The 19,111-nt window shown below is 56.5% G+C and carries 18 protein-coding genes; 12 read left to right on the plus strand and 6 right to left on the minus strand.

Annotated features, from left to right (window positions below):
• Window positions 1-13: 13 nt before the first annotated feature.
• Together GTU67_RS05605 and GTU67_RS05610 are read right to left on the minus strand one after the other, a co-directional pair.
• Window positions 14-250 carry a recombinase-like helix-turn-helix domain-containing protein gene (locus GTU67_RS05605; RefSeq protein WP_093970198.1) on the minus strand — a complete coding sequence of 79 codons (237 nt, stop codon included), beginning with the start codon at window positions 248-250 and terminating at the stop codon, window positions 14-16.
• Window positions 251-571 carry a hypothetical protein gene (locus GTU67_RS05610; RefSeq protein ID WP_185779129.1) on the minus strand — a complete coding sequence of 107 codons (321 nt, stop codon included), beginning with the start codon at window positions 569-571 and terminating at the stop codon, window positions 251-253.
• A gap of 399 nt (window positions 572-970) precedes the next feature.
• Between GTU67_RS05610 and GTU67_RS05615 the strand changes: the two genes are divergently transcribed.
• The 12 genes from GTU67_RS05615 (at window position 971) to GTU67_RS05670 (ending at window position 12,753) form a co-directional block, all read left to right on the plus strand.
• A complete protein-coding gene (locus GTU67_RS05615) occupies window positions 971-1,753 on the plus strand; it encodes an ABC transporter ATP-binding protein (protein ID WP_185779130.1) in 783 nt (260 codons plus the stop codon).
• A gap of 83 nt (window positions 1,754-1,836) precedes the next feature.
• Window positions 1,837-2,832 carry an ABC transporter substrate-binding protein gene (locus GTU67_RS05620; protein WP_185779131.1) on the plus strand — a complete coding sequence of 332 codons (996 nt, stop codon included), beginning with the start codon at window positions 1,837-1,839 and terminating at the stop codon, window positions 2,830-2,832.
• A gap of 77 nt (window positions 2,833-2,909) precedes the next feature.
• The gene (locus GTU67_RS05625; protein WP_249417590.1) at window positions 2,910-3,686 is read left to right on the plus strand and encodes an ABC transporter permease; all 777 of its coding nucleotides are present in this window, start codon (window positions 2,910-2,912) and stop codon (window positions 3,684-3,686) included.
• Between the two features lie 12 nt (window positions 3,687-3,698).
• Window positions 3,699-4,484, plus strand: a complete 786-nt coding sequence (locus GTU67_RS05630) for an SDR family oxidoreductase (protein ID WP_185779133.1) — start codon at window positions 3,699-3,701, stop codon at window positions 4,482-4,484.
• A gap of 16 nt (window positions 4,485-4,500) precedes the next feature.
• A complete protein-coding gene (locus GTU67_RS05635; protein WP_093970192.1) occupies window positions 4,501-5,034 on the plus strand; it encodes a cupin domain-containing protein in 534 nt (177 codons plus the stop codon).
• A gap of 12 nt (window positions 5,035-5,046) precedes the next feature.
• Complete coding sequence (locus GTU67_RS05640) at window positions 5,047-5,898, plus strand: alpha/beta fold hydrolase (protein WP_185779134.1); 852 nt, start codon at window positions 5,047-5,049, stop codon at window positions 5,896-5,898.
• The gene (locus GTU67_RS05645) at window positions 5,895-6,872 is read left to right on the plus strand and encodes an IclR family transcriptional regulator (RefSeq protein ID WP_249417591.1); all 978 of its coding nucleotides are present in this window, start codon (window positions 5,895-5,897) and stop codon (window positions 6,870-6,872) included. Before GTU67_RS05640 ends, GTU67_RS05645 begins: the two co-directional genes overlap by 4 nt.
• 23 nt (window positions 6,873-6,895) lie before the next feature.
• Window positions 6,896-7,687, plus strand: a complete 792-nt coding sequence (locus tag GTU67_RS05650) for an SDR family oxidoreductase (RefSeq protein WP_185779135.1) — start codon at window positions 6,896-6,898, stop codon at window positions 7,685-7,687.
• The gene (locus tag GTU67_RS05655) at window positions 7,680-9,365 is read left to right on the plus strand and encodes a thiamine pyrophosphate-binding protein (protein ID WP_185779136.1); all 1,686 of its coding nucleotides are present in this window, start codon (window positions 7,680-7,682) and stop codon (window positions 9,363-9,365) included. The genes GTU67_RS05650 and GTU67_RS05655 overlap by 8 nt, the downstream gene beginning before the upstream one ends.
• Before the next feature lie 9 nt (window positions 9,366-9,374).
• Window positions 9,375-10,193: an aspartate dehydrogenase gene (locus tag GTU67_RS05660; protein WP_185779137.1), complete on the plus strand. Its 819-nt coding sequence runs from the start codon at window positions 9,375-9,377 to the stop codon at window positions 10,191-10,193.
• 21 nt (window positions 10,194-10,214) lie between these two features.
• The gene (locus tag GTU67_RS05665) at window positions 10,215-11,714 is read left to right on the plus strand and encodes an aldehyde dehydrogenase (protein ID WP_185779138.1); all 1,500 of its coding nucleotides are present in this window, start codon (window positions 10,215-10,217) and stop codon (window positions 11,712-11,714) included.
• A 79-nt stretch (window positions 11,715-11,793) separates the two neighbouring features.
• On the plus strand, window positions 11,794-12,753 hold the full coding sequence (locus tag GTU67_RS05670) for a VOC family protein (protein WP_185779139.1): 960 nt from the start codon (window positions 11,794-11,796) through the stop codon (window positions 12,751-12,753).
• Between the two features lie 468 nt (window positions 12,754-13,221).
• Here GTU67_RS05670 and GTU67_RS05675 read toward each other — a convergent pair whose 3' ends face one another.
• The 4 genes from GTU67_RS05675 to map all read right to left on the minus strand — a co-directional run bounded on the left by GTU67_RS05675 (window position 13,222) and on the right by map (window position 18,913).
• The gene (locus tag GTU67_RS05675) at window positions 13,222-14,370 is read right to left on the minus strand and encodes a porin (protein ID WP_185779140.1); all 1,149 of its coding nucleotides are present in this window, start codon (window positions 14,368-14,370) and stop codon (window positions 13,222-13,224) included.
• A gap of 378 nt (window positions 14,371-14,748) precedes the next feature.
• On the minus strand, window positions 14,749-15,225 hold the full coding sequence (locus GTU67_RS05680; RefSeq protein WP_185779141.1) for a disulfide bond formation protein B: 477 nt from the start codon (window positions 15,223-15,225) through the stop codon (window positions 14,749-14,751).
• 191 nt (window positions 15,226-15,416) lie between these two features.
• The gene (locus GTU67_RS05685; RefSeq protein ID WP_185779142.1) at window positions 15,417-17,996 is read right to left on the minus strand and encodes a [protein-PII] uridylyltransferase; all 2,580 of its coding nucleotides are present in this window, start codon (window positions 17,994-17,996) and stop codon (window positions 15,417-15,419) included.
• A 107-nt stretch (window positions 17,997-18,103) separates the two neighbouring features.
• Window positions 18,104-18,913, minus strand: a complete 810-nt coding sequence (gene map / locus GTU67_RS05690) for a type I methionyl aminopeptidase (protein WP_185779143.1) — start codon at window positions 18,911-18,913, stop codon at window positions 18,104-18,106.
• Window positions 18,914-19,111: the final 198 nt, after the last annotated feature.

Below are 19,111 nucleotides of genomic sequence, written 5' to 3' on the forward strand. Positions count from 1 at the left end.
TTCCTGTTGCAGATTATTCGGCGGCCAGGCGGCTGAGTTCAGCAGCCAATACCTCGGGCGTCCAGAGGTCGGTGGTGAGTGGCTGGGGCCCTTGCGCATTCAGGAACTCGACCAGCGGCTCAAGGGTGTCGATGCCCGACGCAAAGGCGCGTTCGAGTGAATCGCCCAGCAGGTTCTCGTAGGCGGTGGGTTCTTTGGTGCGTGCCTGGTGAGGTTCCAGGTAGCAAGGCGTGAGGTAGCGGTCTAGCATTTATTGGCCTCCGTTGCGTACGCGTTCTTTGATCCGTTCGCGCACAGGAATAAAGTCATATGTGGGAAAACATTCGGTGGTGAAGACGCCCCAGGCCGAGCGTTCGAGCTCGACATTGACGATGGGGAGCAAGTGCGGTGGCACGCGCAGCGTGACAATTTGCCCAAAGCCCATGGCTACCGTCCAGGACACAATTTCAACCCCTTCGGGGGGGAAGCGATCCCACCATGCGGCAGCTTTAAGCTTGCCCTGGATGGTGTCGAGGTTCTGCGATTGGTCGTGTTTTAAAAAGACCGTAAGCAGGGTGGTGTCGGCAGACATTGAGGACTCCGGTTAGGTGTAACGACGAAGCACATTTTTGCGACCAATGACTGGCTTCTTCGTTTGTTCCATATATTAAACGATGTTTTATTTTTTGCTAGTGTAGGTCTGCGTCGAAGGGCGAGCTATTAGTATAAACCCCTAAAAATGGCTGGCGGTAATTTATAAACCATTGATAAAAATAAAATAATTTTTTATTTGAAATCGAAAAAATGTCGGTCGACTGCACTTTTTCTGCACGTCAGTTGACCTGATAAAGGGTTATCCCTAATGTCTTAAGACGAGCTCAAGCGATAAAGTTTGTTCAATTCACAAAACGCCAGTTCATATATAAAACGCATTAAGCGTGTTACGAGTCTCGGCTCAATACTTTAATGCGCTATCAAGGAGCCCGACCTGATGGTTGAAATTGAATTCCGAAACGTGCGCAAGTCGTTTATCGACAAGCAAACTTCAAAGCCCATTACGGCGGTTACCAATGTCTCTTTGTCCATCCAGAAGGGCGAGGTCGTATCGCTGATCGGGCCGTCGGGTTGTGGCAAAAGCACGTTGCTTAACATGGGGTCGGGCTTGTATGCCCCCACCGAGGGCGAGGTTTATGTTGCCGGCAAGCTGGTGACCAAGCCCGTGCGCGAAGTGGCATTCATGCTGCAAAAAGATTTGCTGATGCAGTGGCGCACCATTGAAGACAACGTGGCGTTGGGACTCGAGATCGCGGGCGTATCGCATGCCGAGCGCATGAAAGTGGCGCACGAGCTTTTGTACAAGTGCCACCTGAAGGGTTTCGAAAAACACTACCCCTATCAACTGTCGGGCGGCATGCGCCAGCGCGCAGCCTTGGCGCGTACGTTGGCGGTCGACCCGCAAGTCATGTTGCTCGACGAGCCGTTCTCGGCGCTTGATGCACAAACCAAAATGGTGCTGCAGCAAGATCTGGCCGAAATGCTTTACGAGAAGAAACGTACGGCCTTGTTCATTACCCACGATCTGGTCGAAGCTGTCGCGCTGTCCGACCGGCTGCTCGTCATGAGCGAGCGTCCCGGCACCATCATCGAAGAAATCCCCATCGATTTGCCTATGCGCGAAAACCCGCTTGAGCGGCGAAAAATGTCCGAAGTCGGGCCATTGGTCGGCCGTCTGATGGACTTGCTGAAAATCGGCAAGGAAGAAGCCCTGCACTAAGCGAGACATACATCGCAGTGTGCATCAAATGATCTATCCATATATACGCAGTCCTCAACACCCCTAAAAATCCGGAGGAAGTAATGAAAAAACTATTTGCCATGACCGCACTGGGCGCTTGCGCATTGTTTTCGACATCGGCGGCGCTGGCCGCCGAAGCCGGCAAAAACTTGCAGGAAGTGACCTATCTGTTGCCGGCGCCTAAAACGTTGCCTTCGTTTGCCCCCTGGCTGATTGCCGAAAAAGAAGGTTACTTTGCAGAAGAAGGCCTGAAGGTTAACTTCGTGACAGGTAAAGGCGGTGTTGACGTGGCCAAGCAAATTGGCGCCGGTAACGCCGTCATTGGCGGCGCTATCGGTGATACGCCTATTATTGTGCGCGCCAATGGTATCCCGGTTAAAGCAGTGGCCGTGCTGGGCGCCGGTTCGTTGACACTGGTCGCCTCGCATGACGACAAGCCCATCAACAAGCCTGCCGATCTGAAAGGCAAAACCATCTCGGTGATGGCTTACACCGATACAACCTATTACGCGCTGCTCGGAACCATGCGTAAAGCCGGTCTGACGCGCGACGACGCCAACATCCAGGCCGCAGGCCCCGCTGGTGTGTGGCAGTTGTTCTCTTCAGGTAAAACCGATGCCATGGCCGGTGTACCCGACTGGGTGGTCAGTGCCCGTACGGCCGGCACCAAAGTCAATTTAATGCCTGCCAACGAACTGTTCGACAGCATGGCCCAGGCTATCCTGGCTTCCGACGAGTCCATCAAGAACAACCCCGAACTCATCCAGAAAATGGTGCGCGCTACGCTTAAAGGCATGACGCTCATCATGAAAGACACCGACAAAGCCGTCGCCTCTTATGTTGAAGCCAACCCGGCGTTCAAGGGCAAAGAAGGCGAAGTTCGTCAGATTTTCGATCTTTTCAACGAGTACGTGTACGCCAATCAGCAGGTGCCCGGCCAAATGAATGTCGACCGTCTGGCCAAGGTGCAAGACTTTTACGTCTCTGAGGGCGTTGTCAGCAAAGCCTCGAAGCTTGAAGACCTTTACACCAACCAGTTCGTTGGAGCTGGTCAATGAGTCTGGATTCATCCACGGCCAGTGTTAACGCACCCGTAGGCGCTTCCAGTCATCCATTACCTACGAAAGGAGCAGGCATGTCCAAACATGCATTTACGTTAACCTGCAGTCTGGCCGTTCTGGCCGTAGTACTGGCTGCCTGGCAGTGGGTGCCAGGCTGGCTGGGCACGCCCGAGTACATCTGGCCCAAGTTCACCTCGGTGGTCACCGAAGGGTTCCGGATGTGGCATGACGGCAACCTGCTCGAGCACTTCGGCTACACCGCGCTTGAAGTCGTACTCGGCTTCATTCTTGGTGCCATGTTGGGCTTGTTTGTGGGTGTGGTGCTGGGGCTGTCGCCCACTACCGAGTCCATTCTTTCCCCTTACATCCTGGCTCTGCAGATCGCGCCTAAAGTTGCGTTTGCGCCGCTGTTTGTCATGTGGATGGGTTACACCATTTACCCCAAGATCCTGGTGGGTATTCTCATCGTGTTCTTCCCCATCATGATCAACGTGCTGTCGGCCATTCGTACGGTCGATCCCGACATGGTCAATCTGGTGCGCACACTTAATGCGTCGCGCTGGCAAATTTTCCGTCTGGTCGAATTCCCGTCGTCGCTGCCCGCGTTGTTCTCGGGTTTGCGTATCGGTTCAACGCTGGCTGTTATCGGCGTTACGGTGGGCGAACTGGTCGGTGGCAATAAAGGTCTGGGTTTCTTGCTGGTCGACTCCGAAGGTCAGGGGAATACCGCGGGTGTGTTTGTTGCCATTTTCGGGCTGACAGTCATTGGTATTGTGGCTTATGCCCTGGTTGTCTGGGCCGAACGCCGTTGTCTGCACTACGTGCCCAAAGTCAACACCACAACGGTCTAAGGAAGCCCATCCATGAACGCAACGAATCAAGCGTCAATTGTGCCGGGCAATCTGCTGGCAGGCCGTCGTGTTCTGGTCACGGGCGCAGCCCGTGGCCTGGGCCTTGAGTTCGCCCGGCAAGCGTTGTCGGCCGGGGCTTCAGTCGTTATTGCCGACATTCTGGCCGATGAACTGCAAGCCGCCGCGGCAGCGCTCAAGGCGCAAGGTCATAACGTGCATGCCGTGGTGTTCGATCAGAGCAACCCCGAGTCCATTATGCAATGCGCGCAACATGCCGCTGAACTGCTTGGCGGGCTCGACGGCCTGGTCAACAACGCCGCCATTACCAATTCCGGCGGCAAGAGTATGGTCGACCTTCAAGCCGACATGTTCGACAAAGTCATGACCGTCAATGTACGGGGTACCTGGCTGATGACCCAGGCCTGTTTGCCCGCACTGAAAGCATCGGGGCAGGGCAGCGTAGTCAATCTGGCTTCCGACACGGCACTCTGGGGCGCACCCAACCTGATGGCTTACGTGGCCAGCAAAGGTGCGGTCATTGCCATGACGCGCTCTATGGCACGCGAGCTGGGCAATGACAATATTACGGTGAATGCCGTTGCGCCCGGCCTGACGCTGGTTGAGGCCACCGAATACGTACCTCAGCATCGTCACGACCTTTACGAAAACCAGCGGGCCATCCAGCGCCAGCAGGTGCCCGACGACGTCAGCGGTGTCGTGACTTTTCTCTTATCAGGCCTGTCGCGTTTCGTGACCGGCCAACTCCTGGCTGTCAATGGCGGCTTTGTCATGCATTAAATCTATAGGTGAGTTTATGAGCGAGCAAGCAGTTAACGATCAACCAACCTGGGTTCGCCCGGAAGGCGCAAGCTTTGAAGACTGGATGACAACGCGTATTGCGCGGTTCTCGACCCGCAAGTACGACTGGGATGCCCTTAAATTTCAGGCCGACTACGATCCGAAGTACCGCCGCGCGCAGATGCGTTACGTGGGTACTGGCGGTACCGGCGTGGCTGCCGACGTCAACACGGTGCCGTCCGAAAACTTTACGTTCTCGACCATGGTGATCCCGGCTGGTCACGAAGGCCCGTCGCACTTGCACACCGATGTCGAAGAGGTGTTCTTTGTCATTCGCGGCAAGCTCAAGCTGATTCTCGAAAAAGACGGCGAACGTTTCGAAACCATTCTGACCGATCGTGATCTGGTCTCGGTGCCACCGGGTGTGTATCGCGAAGAAATCAATATTGGTGATGAAGATGCGCTGATGTGTGTGATGTTGGGCGCGAAAAAGCCCATTACGCCTACATACCCGCCCGAGCACCCGTTGTCGAAAATCAAGCGCGGTTAAATCAGGTTCCCCATGCACGACTCGTCAGTTACGCCCGCCACTGCTGTCGCCGAACACGCGTTTACCGCGCGGCGGGTGCGCACGCGTGTGGGTGACGTGGCAATACGCGAGTGCGGCCACGGCCCCGACACCATCGTCCTGTTGCACGGCATCAGTTCCGGTGCGGGCTCGTGGGCGCAGTGCGCGGGGCTGCTGGCCGACTGTGCGCGTGTGATTGCCTGGGACGCGCCAGGATATGGCGAATCCGATCCGTTGCCGCAGGCCAGGCCTGTGGCAACCGATTATGCGGCCCGGCTCGATGCCTTGCTCGACGCGCTTGGTATTTCCGATTGCGTATTGGTGGGGCATTCGCTGGGTGCCCTGATGGCGGCTGGCTACAGCAGCCTGCCAACCGCCAGGGCGCATGCTTATGTGGTGTTCAGCCCGGCTTTGGGTTATGGCGGGTCGCCCCGTGCCGATCAAGTTCGGCAGGGGCGTTTGGCCAATCTCGATCAACTGGGCATCGCAGGCATGGCCAAAGCCTTGCCCTCAAGGCTGCTTTCCGAAGCGGCAGGCGATGCACAAAGGGCGGCCGTGACTGCCAATGCCCTGCGTCTGAATGAGGCCGGCTATCGACAGGCCGTCGAGCTGTTGTGCGGTGATGACATCAATCGCTACGATGGGTTTACGCCCGAAAGCTGCAGCGTTTATTGCGGCGACAAAGATATTGTGACCACGCCCGCACAATCGGCGGCCTATGCGCAACGTCATGGACTGCCTTTTGAATTGGTCGCTGGCGCCGGTCATGCGTGCTACATCGAACAGCCCGCCCAGGTGGCCGCGCTAATTCGCCTGGCACTGGCAAGTAACAAGGGGCAGGTATGAGCGATACTCTGCATGTCGATCGCCCGGCGACCGAGCCGCATGGTGCTCTGGATCGCGCCCGTTCCAATAAAGAAACAGTATGGGATGATGTGTCGGGTCCGGCCTCAAAGGCGGGTCGTATGACCGCTGCACCGGCGGCGTCACTGTCGGCGGCTGTCGCTGCAGGGGATGATGCTGCCGACAAAGAAAAAGACAAATACACGGTGCCCGGCCTGGAGCGTGGCCTTCTGATTTTGTCGCAGTTCAGCCGCCACGAGCCCGTGCTTTCGGCCCCCGAAATCGCGCGTCGGTTGGGCATCCCGCGTTCGACCGTGTTCCGGTTGCTGACAACACTAGAGCAACTGGGCTTTATAGAACACGATGCCACCGGCCGCGACTATCGTCTGACGGCAGCGGTGTTGCGTTTGGGCTTCGAGCCCATGGCGACCAAAGATTTAACCGAATTGGCCCGCCCAATTCTTGAGCGCCTGCGCGATGCCACGGGTTGCACCTGCAATCTGGTCGTGCGCGACGGCCGCTCGGTCGTGTACGTTGGGCGGGTGGCCCAGCACAGCCCTTATGCCAACACTGTGCATTTGGGCACACGCTTGCCGGCCCATGCGACATTGTTTGGTCGGGTGTTGTTGCGCGACTTGTCTTTCGAGACGCTGCAAACCTTGTACCCAGAAGAGCGCCTGCATCAGGTGACTGACAAAACGCCGGCCACGGTGGCCGAGCTTTACCGCCTGATGCAACACGACAGACATACCGATTACGTCTTCGACAAAGACTACTACGAGGCCGGAATTGCGACATTGGCAGTACCCGTATGGGGTGGCGGTCAAAAAATTATTGCGTCGCTGGGCATTACGGTGTCCAGCGCCGACGACGACACGGCGCGGTTGTCGCATCTGGCCAGTCAGGCTTGCCGCGCAGCGCGCGAACTGTCGGGTTTGCTCGATCACATTGTCATTGCGACAAACTCACAACATTAATGGTTTCAATGCAAGAGGAACACATGATTAACCTTGAAGGAAAGGTCGCAGTCGTTACCGGTGGATCATCTGGTATCGGGCTGGCCACGGTCAGGCTGTTGCTGTCGCAAGGCGCCGATGTGGCGCTGTGTGGCCGTAGCGCCGAACGCCTTGACGGCGTGGTAGCCAGGCTGAAGGCCGACTTCCCCGGTCGCCGTATTTTTTCGCAGGCTTGCGATGTGCTCGACGCTGATCAGGTACGTACATTTGCTGCCCGTGTGCACGAGTCCCTGGGCGGCGTGTCGATGTTGATCAACAACGCCGGGCAAGGGCGATTGTCGACGTTTGCCGACACCGACGACGCCGCCTGGGAAGAAGAGCTGCGTCTGAAGTTTTTCTCGGTCATCAACTCCACGCGCGCATTTTTGCCCGAACTTGAACAACACGACGATGCGGCGATCGTCTGCGTTAATTCGTTGCTGGCCGCGCAGCCCGAGCCGCACATGGTAGCGACGTCGGCGGCACGTGCCGGGGTCATGAACCTTGTGCGCTCAATGGCGACCGAATTCGCCCCTAAAGGCATTCGCGTCAACGGTATTTTGCTGGGCCTGGTCGACTCGGGCCAATGGCGTCGGCGCTTTGAGGCCCGCGAAGACCAGAGCGAAAGCTGGGAAACGTGGTCGCTGAATCTGGCGCGTCGCAAACATATCCAATTGGGCCGTCTGGGTCGCCCTGAAGAGGCCGCCCGCGCCATTCTGTTCTTAGCTACACCTTTGTCTTCCTATACCACTGGCTCCCATATCGATGTTTCCGGAGGAGTATCCCGCCATGCATAAAACAAACGTAGAAGTAACCGTTGGGGCAGCCATTGCTGCATTCCTCGAAGAGTGCGGGGTCAAGACTGCATTCGGTGTGATTTCGATTCACAACATGCCTATTCTCGACGCCTTCGGCGAGCGTGGCGTTGTTCGGTTCATTCCCGCCCGCGGCGAAGCCGGCGGTACCAATATGGCCGACGCCTATGCACGTACAACAGGTGAACTGGGCGTGTGTCTGACCAGTACAGGCACCGCGGCCGGTAACGCTTCGGGCGCCATGGTCGAGGCCCTGACGGCGGGCACTCCTATGTTGCACATTACCGGGCAAATCGAGACTCAATATATTGACCAGAACCTGTCGTACATTCACGAAGCGCCCGATCAGTTGACGATGTTGCATGCGGTGTCCAAAGCCGCGTTTCGTGTGCGCAGCGCCGAAACAGCGCTCAGCACCATCAAGCATGCCGTGCAAATCGCCATGACTGCGCCCACCGGTCCGGTCAGTGTCGAAATCCCGATCGACATTCAAGGTGCACTGATTGCCATGCCAACCGACTTGCGCCCGCTTGAGGTGCCGGTTTACCAGCCCGCCGAAGCCGCGCTCGACCGTTTGGCCGAACGTCTGGCCGGCGCCAAACGCCCGTTGCTGTGGCTGGGTGGCGGGGCGCGCCATGCCGGCAAGGCCGTACAACGCCTGATGGCGTTGGGCTTTGGCGTGGTCACCAGTACGCAAGGGCGCGGCATTGTGCCCGAAGATCACCCGCAATCGTTGGGCGCGTTCAACTTGCACAAACCCGTCGAAGCGTTTTACCAAACGTGCGATGCCATGGTGGTGGTGGGTTCGCGTCTGCGCGGCAACGAAACGCTTAAGTATCAACTGAAATTGCCCCGCCCCTTGTACCGCGTTGATGCCGACCCGGCGTCCGAAGGTCGTTGCTACGAAACCGATGCGTTCGTGCATGGTGATTCTTTGCTGGTGCTTGAAGGGCTGGCCGATCGTCTGGAAGGCAAGCTGTCAGTTGACCCGGCGTTTCAGGCTGACCTGGCAGCAGCCAAGCAGGCTGCCGTGGCTGGTTTGGTCGACGGCCTTGGCCCGTATGCCAGGTTGGTCAGCGAGCTTCAGTCGGCGGTCGGCAAGAACTATAACTGGGTGCGCGACGTGACTGTATCGAACAGCACCTGGGGCAATCGCTATCTGTATCTTAACGACCCGAAAGCCGGTGTTCACGCCCTGGGCGGCGGGATTGGCCAGGGTCTGGCCATGGGCATCGGGGCCGCCATTGGCGCAGCCCAGACCCAGTCGGGCAAGAAGACATGGACACTGGCCGGTGACGGCGGTTTCATCCTTAACTTGGGTGAAATGGCCACCGCTGTACAAGAGAAGGCCGACATGGTTATCGTGCTGATGAACGACAAAGGCTATGGCGTAATCAAGAATATTCAAGACGCGCAATATGGCGGTCGTCGTCATTATGTCGACCTGCATACGCCTGACTACGCCAAGTTGTGCGAAGCCATTGCCATGCCTCATGTCCGTGTCTCTAATCTTGACGACCTGGGTGCCGCACTGAATCGCGCCAATGCCCAAACCGGCCCGTTCATGATCGAGATCGACATGCTGTCGATTGGCAAGTTCAAAACGGCGTTTGCAGGGCCACCGGTGAATCAGCCCGAGCCCATCACGCTTAGCTCGTAAGGGGTCGTTATGTCTGTACAACGTATTGCCATGGTGGGTTTTGGCGCTATTGGCCAGTCGGTGTTCGACTTGATTGCCGACGAGCCACGCCTGGCGATGACTCGCATTATTGTGCCTGACGGCCATCAAGACGAAACGCGCGCCAAGCTGGATGCCAGCGCACGCGGTGGGCAAATTACTGTTGCTGCGTCGCTCGATCTGGTTAACGATCGCCCCGACCTGCTGGTCGAATGTGCAGGCCACAGTGCCATCGAAGCGCATGTTTTGCCCGCATTAAAGGCCGGCGTACCTTGCATGGTGGTATCGATTGGCGCGCTGTCAGCGCCCGGCCTGCCCGAAGCGCTGGAAGCGGCCGCCAAGGCCGGCAACACGCAGGTTCATTTGCTGTCGGGCGCCATTGGCGGTATTGATGCGTTGGCAGCCGCTCGCGTTGCAGGGTTGGACTCGGTCACTTACGTTGGGCGCAAGCCGCCTTTGGGCTGGCTGGGTACACCTGCCGAAGACAAGCTTGATTTGCGTAACCTGAAAGAAAAAGCATTGTTTTTCGAAGGCTCTGCCCGTGATGCGGCGCGCCTTTATCCTAAAAACGCCAACGTTGCCGCCACGCTGTCGTTGGCCGGCATTGGCCTGGACCGCACCACGGTGCAGCTGTATGCCGACCCTACCGTTTCCGAAAACATCCATTACTACGAAGCGCAAGGTGCGTTCGGCTTCATGGGCGTGACGTTAAAAGGCAAGCCGCTGGCCGGCAATCCCAAAACTTCGGCGCTTACGGTGTACAGCGTCGTTCGTGCGCTCAAGAACCGCGTTTCGGCTGTTGCCGTATAGATAAGTATCCAAAGGGAAGTCATGAGTAAACCCGATGTATTGCCCGTTTGGGCCGAACCTCAGCCCATTTGCATTGCCGGCGAATGGCGCCTGGGGCAGGGCAACACCTACGCCACCCATTACCCCGCCACCGGCGAGGTCGTCGCTACGCTGAATGCAGCCAGTCCCGACGACGTCGAGGCGGCGATTCAAGGTGCTCAGAAAGCGTTCGAGACCAGCGGTTGGGCGCAGCGCAAGCCGCACGAGCGTGCAGCGGTGTTGTATCGCATTGCACAGCTTATTCGCGAAAAATCTGAGCATCTTGCGCAGCTGCAACGACTGGATAACGGCAAGCCCATTAACGAGACGCGCGCTCTTGTAGCCAGCGCAGCCGGCACGTTCCAGTTTTTTGCGTCAGCCTGCGAAACCCTTGAAGACACTATTACGCCATCGCGTGGCGACTTCATGTCAATGAGTGTCTACGAACCCATGGGTGTCGTGGCGGCCATTACGCCCTGGAACTCGCCCATTGCCAGCGAGGCGCAAAAGATGGCGCCTGCTTTGGCGGGCGGTAACGCGGTCGTTGTCAAACCGGCTGAAATTACACCCTTGCTGGCGCTTGAACTGGCTCGTATTTGCGACGAGGCAGGTTTGCCTAAGGGACTGGTCAGCGTGTTGCCCGGCAAGGGCTCGGTCATTGGCGACCTGATCACCCGGCATCCGCTGGTGCGACGGGTTTCATTTACCGGCGGTACATCGGTGGGCCGACACATCGCCGGTATTGCGGCCGATAAATTCATGCCCGCATCGCTCGAGCTGGGCGGCAAGTCGCCGACGATGGTGCTGGAAGATGCTGATCTGGATCACGCGGTGGCTGGCGTGTTGTACGGTATTTTCAGCTCGTCGGGCGAATCGTGTATTGCCGGTTCTCGTTTGTTCGTAGCCCGCGCGGTCTACGACGAATTCTTGTCCCGCCTGGTGGCAGGGGCCAAGCAATTGCGGGTAGGCGATCCAGCCGACGAACGGACTCAAATGGGGCCGCTCATTAGCGAGAGCCATCGCGCCTCGGTAGAGCGTTACGTAAACATTGGCTTGGAAGAGGGGGGCCGCGTGTTGTGCGGCGGCCAACGCCCCACCGGCCAGGTGTACGATAAAGGCAGCTACTACTTGCCCACTATTATCGAAGGCCTGGACAACAGCAAAACCATTTGCCAGGAGGAAATTTTCGGCCCGGTGTTGGTGGTGATGCCGTTCGACAGTATTGATGACCTGGTCGACCAGGCCAACGACAGCGTTTATGCATTAGCTGCCGGCATCTGGACACGTGACTATAAAAAAGCATGGTCTTTGGCCAAGGCGGTTAAAGCCGGCAATGTCTGGATCAACACCTACAAAGTATTCTCGATTTCCACCCCCTTTGGCGGTTGGCGCGACAGTGGTCTGGGCCGCGAAAAAGGCCGTCAAGGTATTTTGCAGTACATGGAACAGAAAAGCGTGTACTGGGGCATGAACGAACAACCGCTACCCTGGGCTGGGGTATAGCGCCAACGGGCGGGGCGTGTCGGGCAATGGCCTGCTGCGCCCCAAACCGTTCTGGTTTGCACTATTCGAAGGAATTGAAATGGACGTATTAGGAATCGACGAAATCACCTACGGGGCCGATGATTTTGACACCTGCCGCAAATTCTTTGCCGACTGGGGCCTGACGCTCAAGTCAGATAGTGAACAAAAACTGGTGTTTTCGACACTCAATGGTTGTCTGGTTAACGTCGTTAAAACCAACGATCCAGGCTACCCTGCGCCTATCGAAGCCGGCCCAACCTTGCGCCATGTGGTGTGGGGCGTGTCGTCTGACGCTGTCGTTGAGCGTTTTGCCGGTCGCCTGGCCGACGTGGCGGGCTTTAAGCACGACAGTGGTCGGGTGTCTTGTATCGACCCTAACGGCATGTTGGTCAGCTTTCAAAAATCGCGCAAGCACGACGTCAGCGTCGATTGCGGTGAAAGCAACACCTGGAACAGCAAGCCGCGTATCAATGCCCGCAGCCCCGTGTACGAACGCGCCCAGCCCATCGAGGTCGGACATGTCGTGTTCTTCGTCAGCGACGTTGCTGCCGTCGAGCAGTTCTACGCCGAAAAATTCGGCTTTGTACCGTCCGACCGCTACCCCGGTCGCGGCGTGTTCATGCGCTGCGATGCCGACGGCGGCCACCATGACCTGTTCCTGCTGCAAACGCCCGACAAGAAGGTGGGCCTTAACCACGTAGCTTTTGCTGTGCGCGACATCCACGAGGTTTTTGGCGGTGGGCTGCACTTCGATCGCTGTGGATGGAAAACCCAGCTTGGTCCCGGTCGTCATCCCATTTCATCGGCATACTTCTGGTACTTTGTTAACCCCGCAGGTGGCCTTATTGAATACTACGCCGACGAAGACCAACTGACCGACGCCTGGGAACCCCGCGAATTCGAACCCGGCCCCACACGCTTTGCCGAATGGGCGGTTGATGGCGGGCTTGACGGCAACACCCGCCGCCAGAAGAACGTTGCCGCACCCGAAGGCAAGTTTCTAACTGACCGGAAATAAGCCTTATTTGACCGGAAGTAGGCTTATCTACAGTCGCCAGGGTAGTGGGTTTGTTCAGAAGAACTTGGCGCACGCCTAAAAGCAAAACCCCCAGTGTCGGGTAATGACGTCGGGGTTTTTTCGTATTTGTAAGTATCAAACCCTGCCCTGATACCCCGGTGTTCGCTTTCTGTTTTTTGCGTATGTGCGTTCAGGACGCTCGCACGCTGGTCGAGTAGAGATAATCTCTAGAACCGCACAGTATCTTTCAGTTAAAGCCTCAATGTCACCAAATGCTTTGGCGCTTTTGTGTCTTAAGTAAAGAAAGTAGGCTCGCAATAAAAAAACCGGGTAAATGCCTTCGGCATCACCCGGTTAAAACTCAAATCTACGGTACTTCTGTTACTGCAACGAAGTAAAACTTCGTTTTAAACCTTAATCAACCGGTGAAACCGGCCGGAAACAAGCCCGACCGGATCACCAGAGTGATTAGAAGTTGTGGCGAACACCAGCCATGAATGCTGTCTGGTTGTTGCCAGCAGCAGGGTTGTAAGCCTGTGCGCCGATCGAGCCCGAGTTTGCTGTACTGTTGGCGATGCCGCTGTTGTTCACGTACGAAGCCGACGCGTAAACCGAGGTGCGTTTGGACAAAGCGTACTTGACACGAGCAATGTAAAGCATCGACTTGGCGCTTTCGTCGCCATTCTTGAACTTGATGTAGTTGACCGAACCGTCAAGAGTTACAGCTGGTGTCAACGCATAAGCAGCGCCTAATGACCAGAGGTCGGAGCGATCGCCCAAATCATAAGTTTGGGTGGCGCCGCTTACGATACGGCTGGAAGAGCCGATTGTGCCGTCGGTTTTACGGTTGATGTAAACCAGGCCCAATTTCAAAGCGTCGAACTTAGCCCATGCATTGAATGCGAAACGACGATCTTCGTCTTGGGTGTTGGTAAGCCCCGAACCACGCCAGTTTGTGCCGTCGCCGCCTTTGAGGACATCCCAAGCCACGTTAGCGCCCCAAGTGGCTGTGTCGTAACCCAGCATTGCGCTGTACGACGAGCAGGCGTTTTCTTGATTGTAGTTGACACCACAACCGTTGCTGGTAACCTCATCACGGCCTTTGGCGTAGTGTGCACCAACGGTTACGCCGGAAAATGTACCACGGTAGCTAATGGCGTTGTCTTGACGACGATCGAGCATGTAGCCGTCGAGGCCGCCCAGACCATGAGCATTAGGCCCCAGGATGTCGGAGTTGAGCATGGACCAGAACAGCATGCTGTACTGGCGACCCAATGCAACCTGACCCCAGTCGCCTTTCAGGCCGACCCAGGCTTCACGGCCGAACAATCGACTACCCTGGTTGGAACTGCCGGTCCCCGAGTTAAAGCCCGATTCCAGTTTGAAAACTGCTTCGAGGTTGTCGCTGATTTTTTCGGAACCGCGCAAACCCCAGTGGGAAGGCCAAGAGTTTGTTTGTGTGTTGAAGCCGGTGTAGTCGTTTTCAGCCGTACCAATGTTGTTGGTGTAGTTGATAGCGGTATCGATCGTACCGTACAGGGTCACGCTGGTGCCTTGAGCGGCAACCAGTGCGGGGAACGAGAGGGCCAGGCCCACGGTGAGTGCTTTTAACTTCATTGGTTAGTTCTCCAACGTTGATGAAAATTTATGCCGTTTGGCGGCACTGTTTTTAGTAATGCAACCAACTGCGTCACTTTACTACGGACTGTAAAAACTTCGCACCAAGAAAAGCTACTGCTGTTGGGTTGGAAACCCGGCAACACGACTGCAAAAAAACTGAGAGTTACCCCTGAACTGCTGTTTTTGTCATGACGTATTTGCTTGATAGCACTACGTTTCTTGAGCGTTGAAGTGAGTGTACGGACAGGGGTTTGTGACGACGATAAGGGTAAACCCTTTTTTGTGCATGGATGTGTTGTAAAAACAACGTAATTGTGACGTTTTGGTGAATAGCGCCACGATTGTGACGCTATTTTGGTGTTTTTTTACGACAACTTAACGTCGGCGCAAAACAACAAAAACACTGATAAGCGCCAGGGTAACCAACAAGCCCAGGGCCCAGATGGCGTATTCGACACCCAGCAAATGAACGCGGGCGTCGGCGCAGGTGGCATAAATGCCAAACAGCCAGGGTACGGCCGCCTCTAACCCCGATTGGGCCATGAAGCGGTCGGCGAAGGTCAGGTCGCACGAGAACAGCTTGGCGGCAACGGTATATTGATACCAGGCCGCCAATACCCCGCCCAAACTTAACAATAATGTGATTAAGGCGCTAAGTTTGTGCAGCATGCCTGGCCCCTTACCCAAGCTACCCAGCCAGGCAACCACAGCAATCGCAATAAATATGACGCGCTGGAATACGCACCACGCGCAGGGGCGCATATCAAAGTAATGCTGTGACACCAGGGCAATGGCCACGGCAAGCACCGAAAGAAGGGCAATAAGGCGAAGCAGGGTACGGGAAGCAAGCATATTCAATTTGATTCAGAAGAGGTCATGTGCGTCATGCCTTTCAGTGCGGCGGCACGCGCGTTGGAAATTAATTTAAAGCTTGTTGCAAGCGCCATTTATGACTAAATCAGGCGCGGTCTACCTTCATGCGTCATGCAGGCAATATCCTGCATGTGTTGCAAAATTGTCAGACAACGGTTTGCAATTCAGCATCACCCGCCATCGCTTAATTGCCCCAGCAAATTACGTTCAAATTGCAGTTGCGCGCGAGGGTGTTCCAGTACATCGCCCTCAATAATAAATACGTCTTCGACACGGTCGCCCAAGGTCAGTACCTTGGCCATTTTCAGGTCGATGGCGTGGCGTGCAAAAACACGGGCCAGACTATACAACAAGCCGGGTCGGTCGGAGGCGGTGATGGCCAACCGCCATGATTTTGAGTTTTCGTCGGGTTCGAGTGCAATATTGGGCACGATCGGAAACACGCGAGACCGGCGCGACATGCGTTTGCGTAAGACGTCGACAGGCCGCTCGGGCGGCAGGGGCTGGTTTTGTTTCAGTGCATCAGCCAGTTCGTGTTCGATCAGGCTGGCCCATGACCGGTAATCGGTATCGTGTTGCGGCAACAGCACGATAAAACTGTCCAGTGCCCAGCCGTGCCGGGTGGTGTGAATGCGGGCGTCTTGAATGCTTAAAGTGTGCTGGTCGAAATACCCGCATATCGCCACGAACAGGTCGGGGCGGTCTTTAATGTAGACCATGATTTGCAGCCCCTGATTCTGGCCAATCACGCGTGCCTTAACGACAGGCTCGTCGGTATCCACCCGATGGTACAAGTGGCGGGTGTGCCAGGCTATTTCGGCCGCGTCGTGGCGCAAGAAATAGGCAACATCAAGTTGCCGCCAGAAGGTTTCCCGGGCCTCGTCACGCAATCCAAGTAACCGGATTTCGGCGGCTGCAGCCTCTTTGCGCTGCGCCAATACGGTACCGGTATCGGGCGGCGTGCCGCCCAGCGCGTCGTGCGTCAGGTGGTAAAGGTCTTCCAGCAGCTTGCCTTTCCACGAATTCCATACTTTTGGGCTGGTGCCGCGAATGTCGGCCACAGTCAGCAAGTAAAGCGCGGCCAGTCGTCTTTCGCTGTCTACTCTTCGGGCAAATTCGTGCACGGTGCGCGGGTCGGACAAGTCGCGCTTTTGCGCAAACGTCGACATGGTCAAGTGTTCGCGTACCAAAAATACAACCAGATCGGTGTCGTCAGCCGACACACCATGCTGACGACAAAAGCGTTTGACATCTTTAGCGCCCAGCTCCGAGTGGTCTCCGCCCCGGCCTTTGGCAATGTCATGATAAAGCGCTGCTATATATAACAGCCAATGCCTGTCCATGTCGGCAATCAACTGGCTGGCCAGTGGGTACTCTTGCGCATGTTCGGGCATGGTAAAGCGGCGCAGGTTGCGTATGACGCGCAAGGTGTGCTGGTCTACGGTGTAGGCATGGAACAGGTCGTGCTGCATCTGCCCCACAATTTTGCGAAATTCGGGCAGGTAACGCGGCAAAATGTTGAGCAATGTCATGCGGCGCAGGGCATGAACAATACCGCGCGGTTGCTGCAGTATTTGCATGAACAGGTAACGGTTGACCGGGTTGCGTCTGAACTGGGTGTCGATCAGACGGCGGGCATGCCACATGGCACGCATCACCTGGGCCGACAGGCCGGTTAGTTCGGGGCGTTCTTGTACGGCCAAAAAGGCTTTAAGCAGCAGGGTGGGGTTACGCTCGAAGGCATCGGGGCGACGGATATCCAGCCGGTTATGAATTACGCTGAAGTCGTCGTCGACCGGGATCGCCTTGACAGCGGGCGAGGCAAACAAACGTTCTTCGAATGTCTGCATCAAGATGGTGTTTAGCTGGTTAATTACGCGTGCCGCCCAGTAATAGCGTTGCATCAGCAGTTCGCTGGCCCGGCGTGTTTTGGTGGCCTCAAAGCCGTAAACTTTCGCCAGGGCGGGTTGCAAGTCGAATAGCAGGCGGTCTTCGCGTCGCCCCGCCAGCAGGTGCAGCTCTATACGTAACCGTTTAAAAGCCAGTTCGGCGCGGCGCAAGGCGCGGTACTCGGCCGGGGTCAGCAGGTCGGTCTGGCCAATTTCTTGCCAGGTTTGCCCAATACCCGATGCCTGAGCTATCCATAATATAACCATCAGGTCGCGCAGGCCGCCGGGCGCCTCTTTGCAATTGGGCTCAAGTGAATAAGGCGTGTCTTGATGACGCGAATGGCGCTGTTGCATTTCGGCGCGCTTGGCCTGAAAAAACGCCTGCGGGTCGCGCTGCTCGGCCATGGTTGCTTGCAGTGACGCCAGCAGCGGCTTGCTGCCCGCCAGCCATCGAACTTCCATTAACGCAGTTTCAACAGTAATGTCGTTGGCGGCTTCGCGTTGGCAGTCGGCCAGGGTGCGTACGCTATGCCCGACGTCGAAGCCCAGGTCCCACAGGGCGGTGACCAGTGCCTCTAGCCGGATCTGGTCCGCGCTGTCTGGTTCGTGCGCCAGCAGTATCAGCAAGTCAATGTCGGAATATGGGTAAAGCTCACCCCGGCCATACCCGCCTACTGCCGCCAGGCAGGCACCAGGCGGCAGCGGATTGATTTTTAAAATATCGCGCAGGGTCTGGTCGGTTACCCGCCGCAAACCGCCCAGCAACTTTTCGGGCCGCAGGTGCTTCCGATAGCTGTCAATGACCTCCCGGCGCCGTTGGGTGTAGTGTTCTCTCAGGTCGCTCAGGCGGGCAGGGGTCATTTTCGCTGGCAAAAAATTAAGGGGTGAAACCGGCTTGCCGACAACTTTTATATTGTGCTGCACAGACCAGGTCGTGGGTAGTCTCTGGTGTGTGTCGGCGGCCCGAGTTACTGTTGCGCCACAAAGGCCGGCGGGGCCGGCATGGCAGGCGATACCGTAAGTATTTCGTAGCCGGTGTCGGTGACCAGCACACTGTGTTCCCATTGGGCAGACAAACTGTGGTCGCGCGTAACGACTGTCCAGCCGTCGGCTAATTGACGAATATCGCGGCGCCCGGCGTTAATCATGGGTTCGACCGTGAAAATCATGCCCGGTTCAAGTGTAATGCCGGTACCCGCCTTGCCGTAGTGCAAAATTTGCGGGTCTTGGTGAAACTTTTGGCCGACGCCATGCCCGCAGTATTCGCGTACCACCGAGAACCCTTGCTTTTCGGCGTGCTTTTGTATGGCCGACCCGATGTCGCCCAGCTTGTTGCCGGGTTTGACTTGCTCGATACCCAGCCACATGCAGTCGTAGGTGGTTTCGACCAGGCGGCGCGCCAAAATAGAGGGCTCGCCTACAAAGAACATACGGCTGGTGTCGCCAAACCACCCGTCTTTGATCACGGTGACATCTATATTGATGATGTCGCCATTTTTTAATACCTTGTCGCCCGGGATGCCATGACAAATAACATGGTTGACCGACGCGCAAATAGCGCCCGGAAACGGTGGGTAGCCCGGCGGCGCATAGCCGATAGTGGCCGATTTGACCTTCAGTTCGTTGGTAATGAAGTCGACACAAAGGCGATCGAGCTCGCCGGTAGTGATACCCGGTTTAACGTGAGGCGTCAGGAAGTCGAGCGTTTGGGCTGCCGCCTGGCAGGCCGCACGCATTTTATCCAGGTCGATTGGGTCGGTGACTAAAGGGGTGGTCATGTGCAACTTGAGCCTATGGGTAAAAAGATAGTAGAATTATAGGCTTTCCTGAATTTGGCGATGCGTTGGTTGGCGAGGCCGGGGTGAAAACCCAGACCGAAACCTTAATTGCGTTAAACCCAGAGCAATTTTACCCAGGTACTTTTTAAGTCGAAGCTAAACCAAAAAGTATTTGGGTCTTAATGGTTGGGTTTGTAG

The sequence above is a fragment of the Pusillimonas minor genome, assembly GCF_014237865.1.
Lineage (GTDB): Bacteria > Pseudomonadota > Gammaproteobacteria > Burkholderiales > Burkholderiaceae_B > Neopusillimonas > Neopusillimonas minor.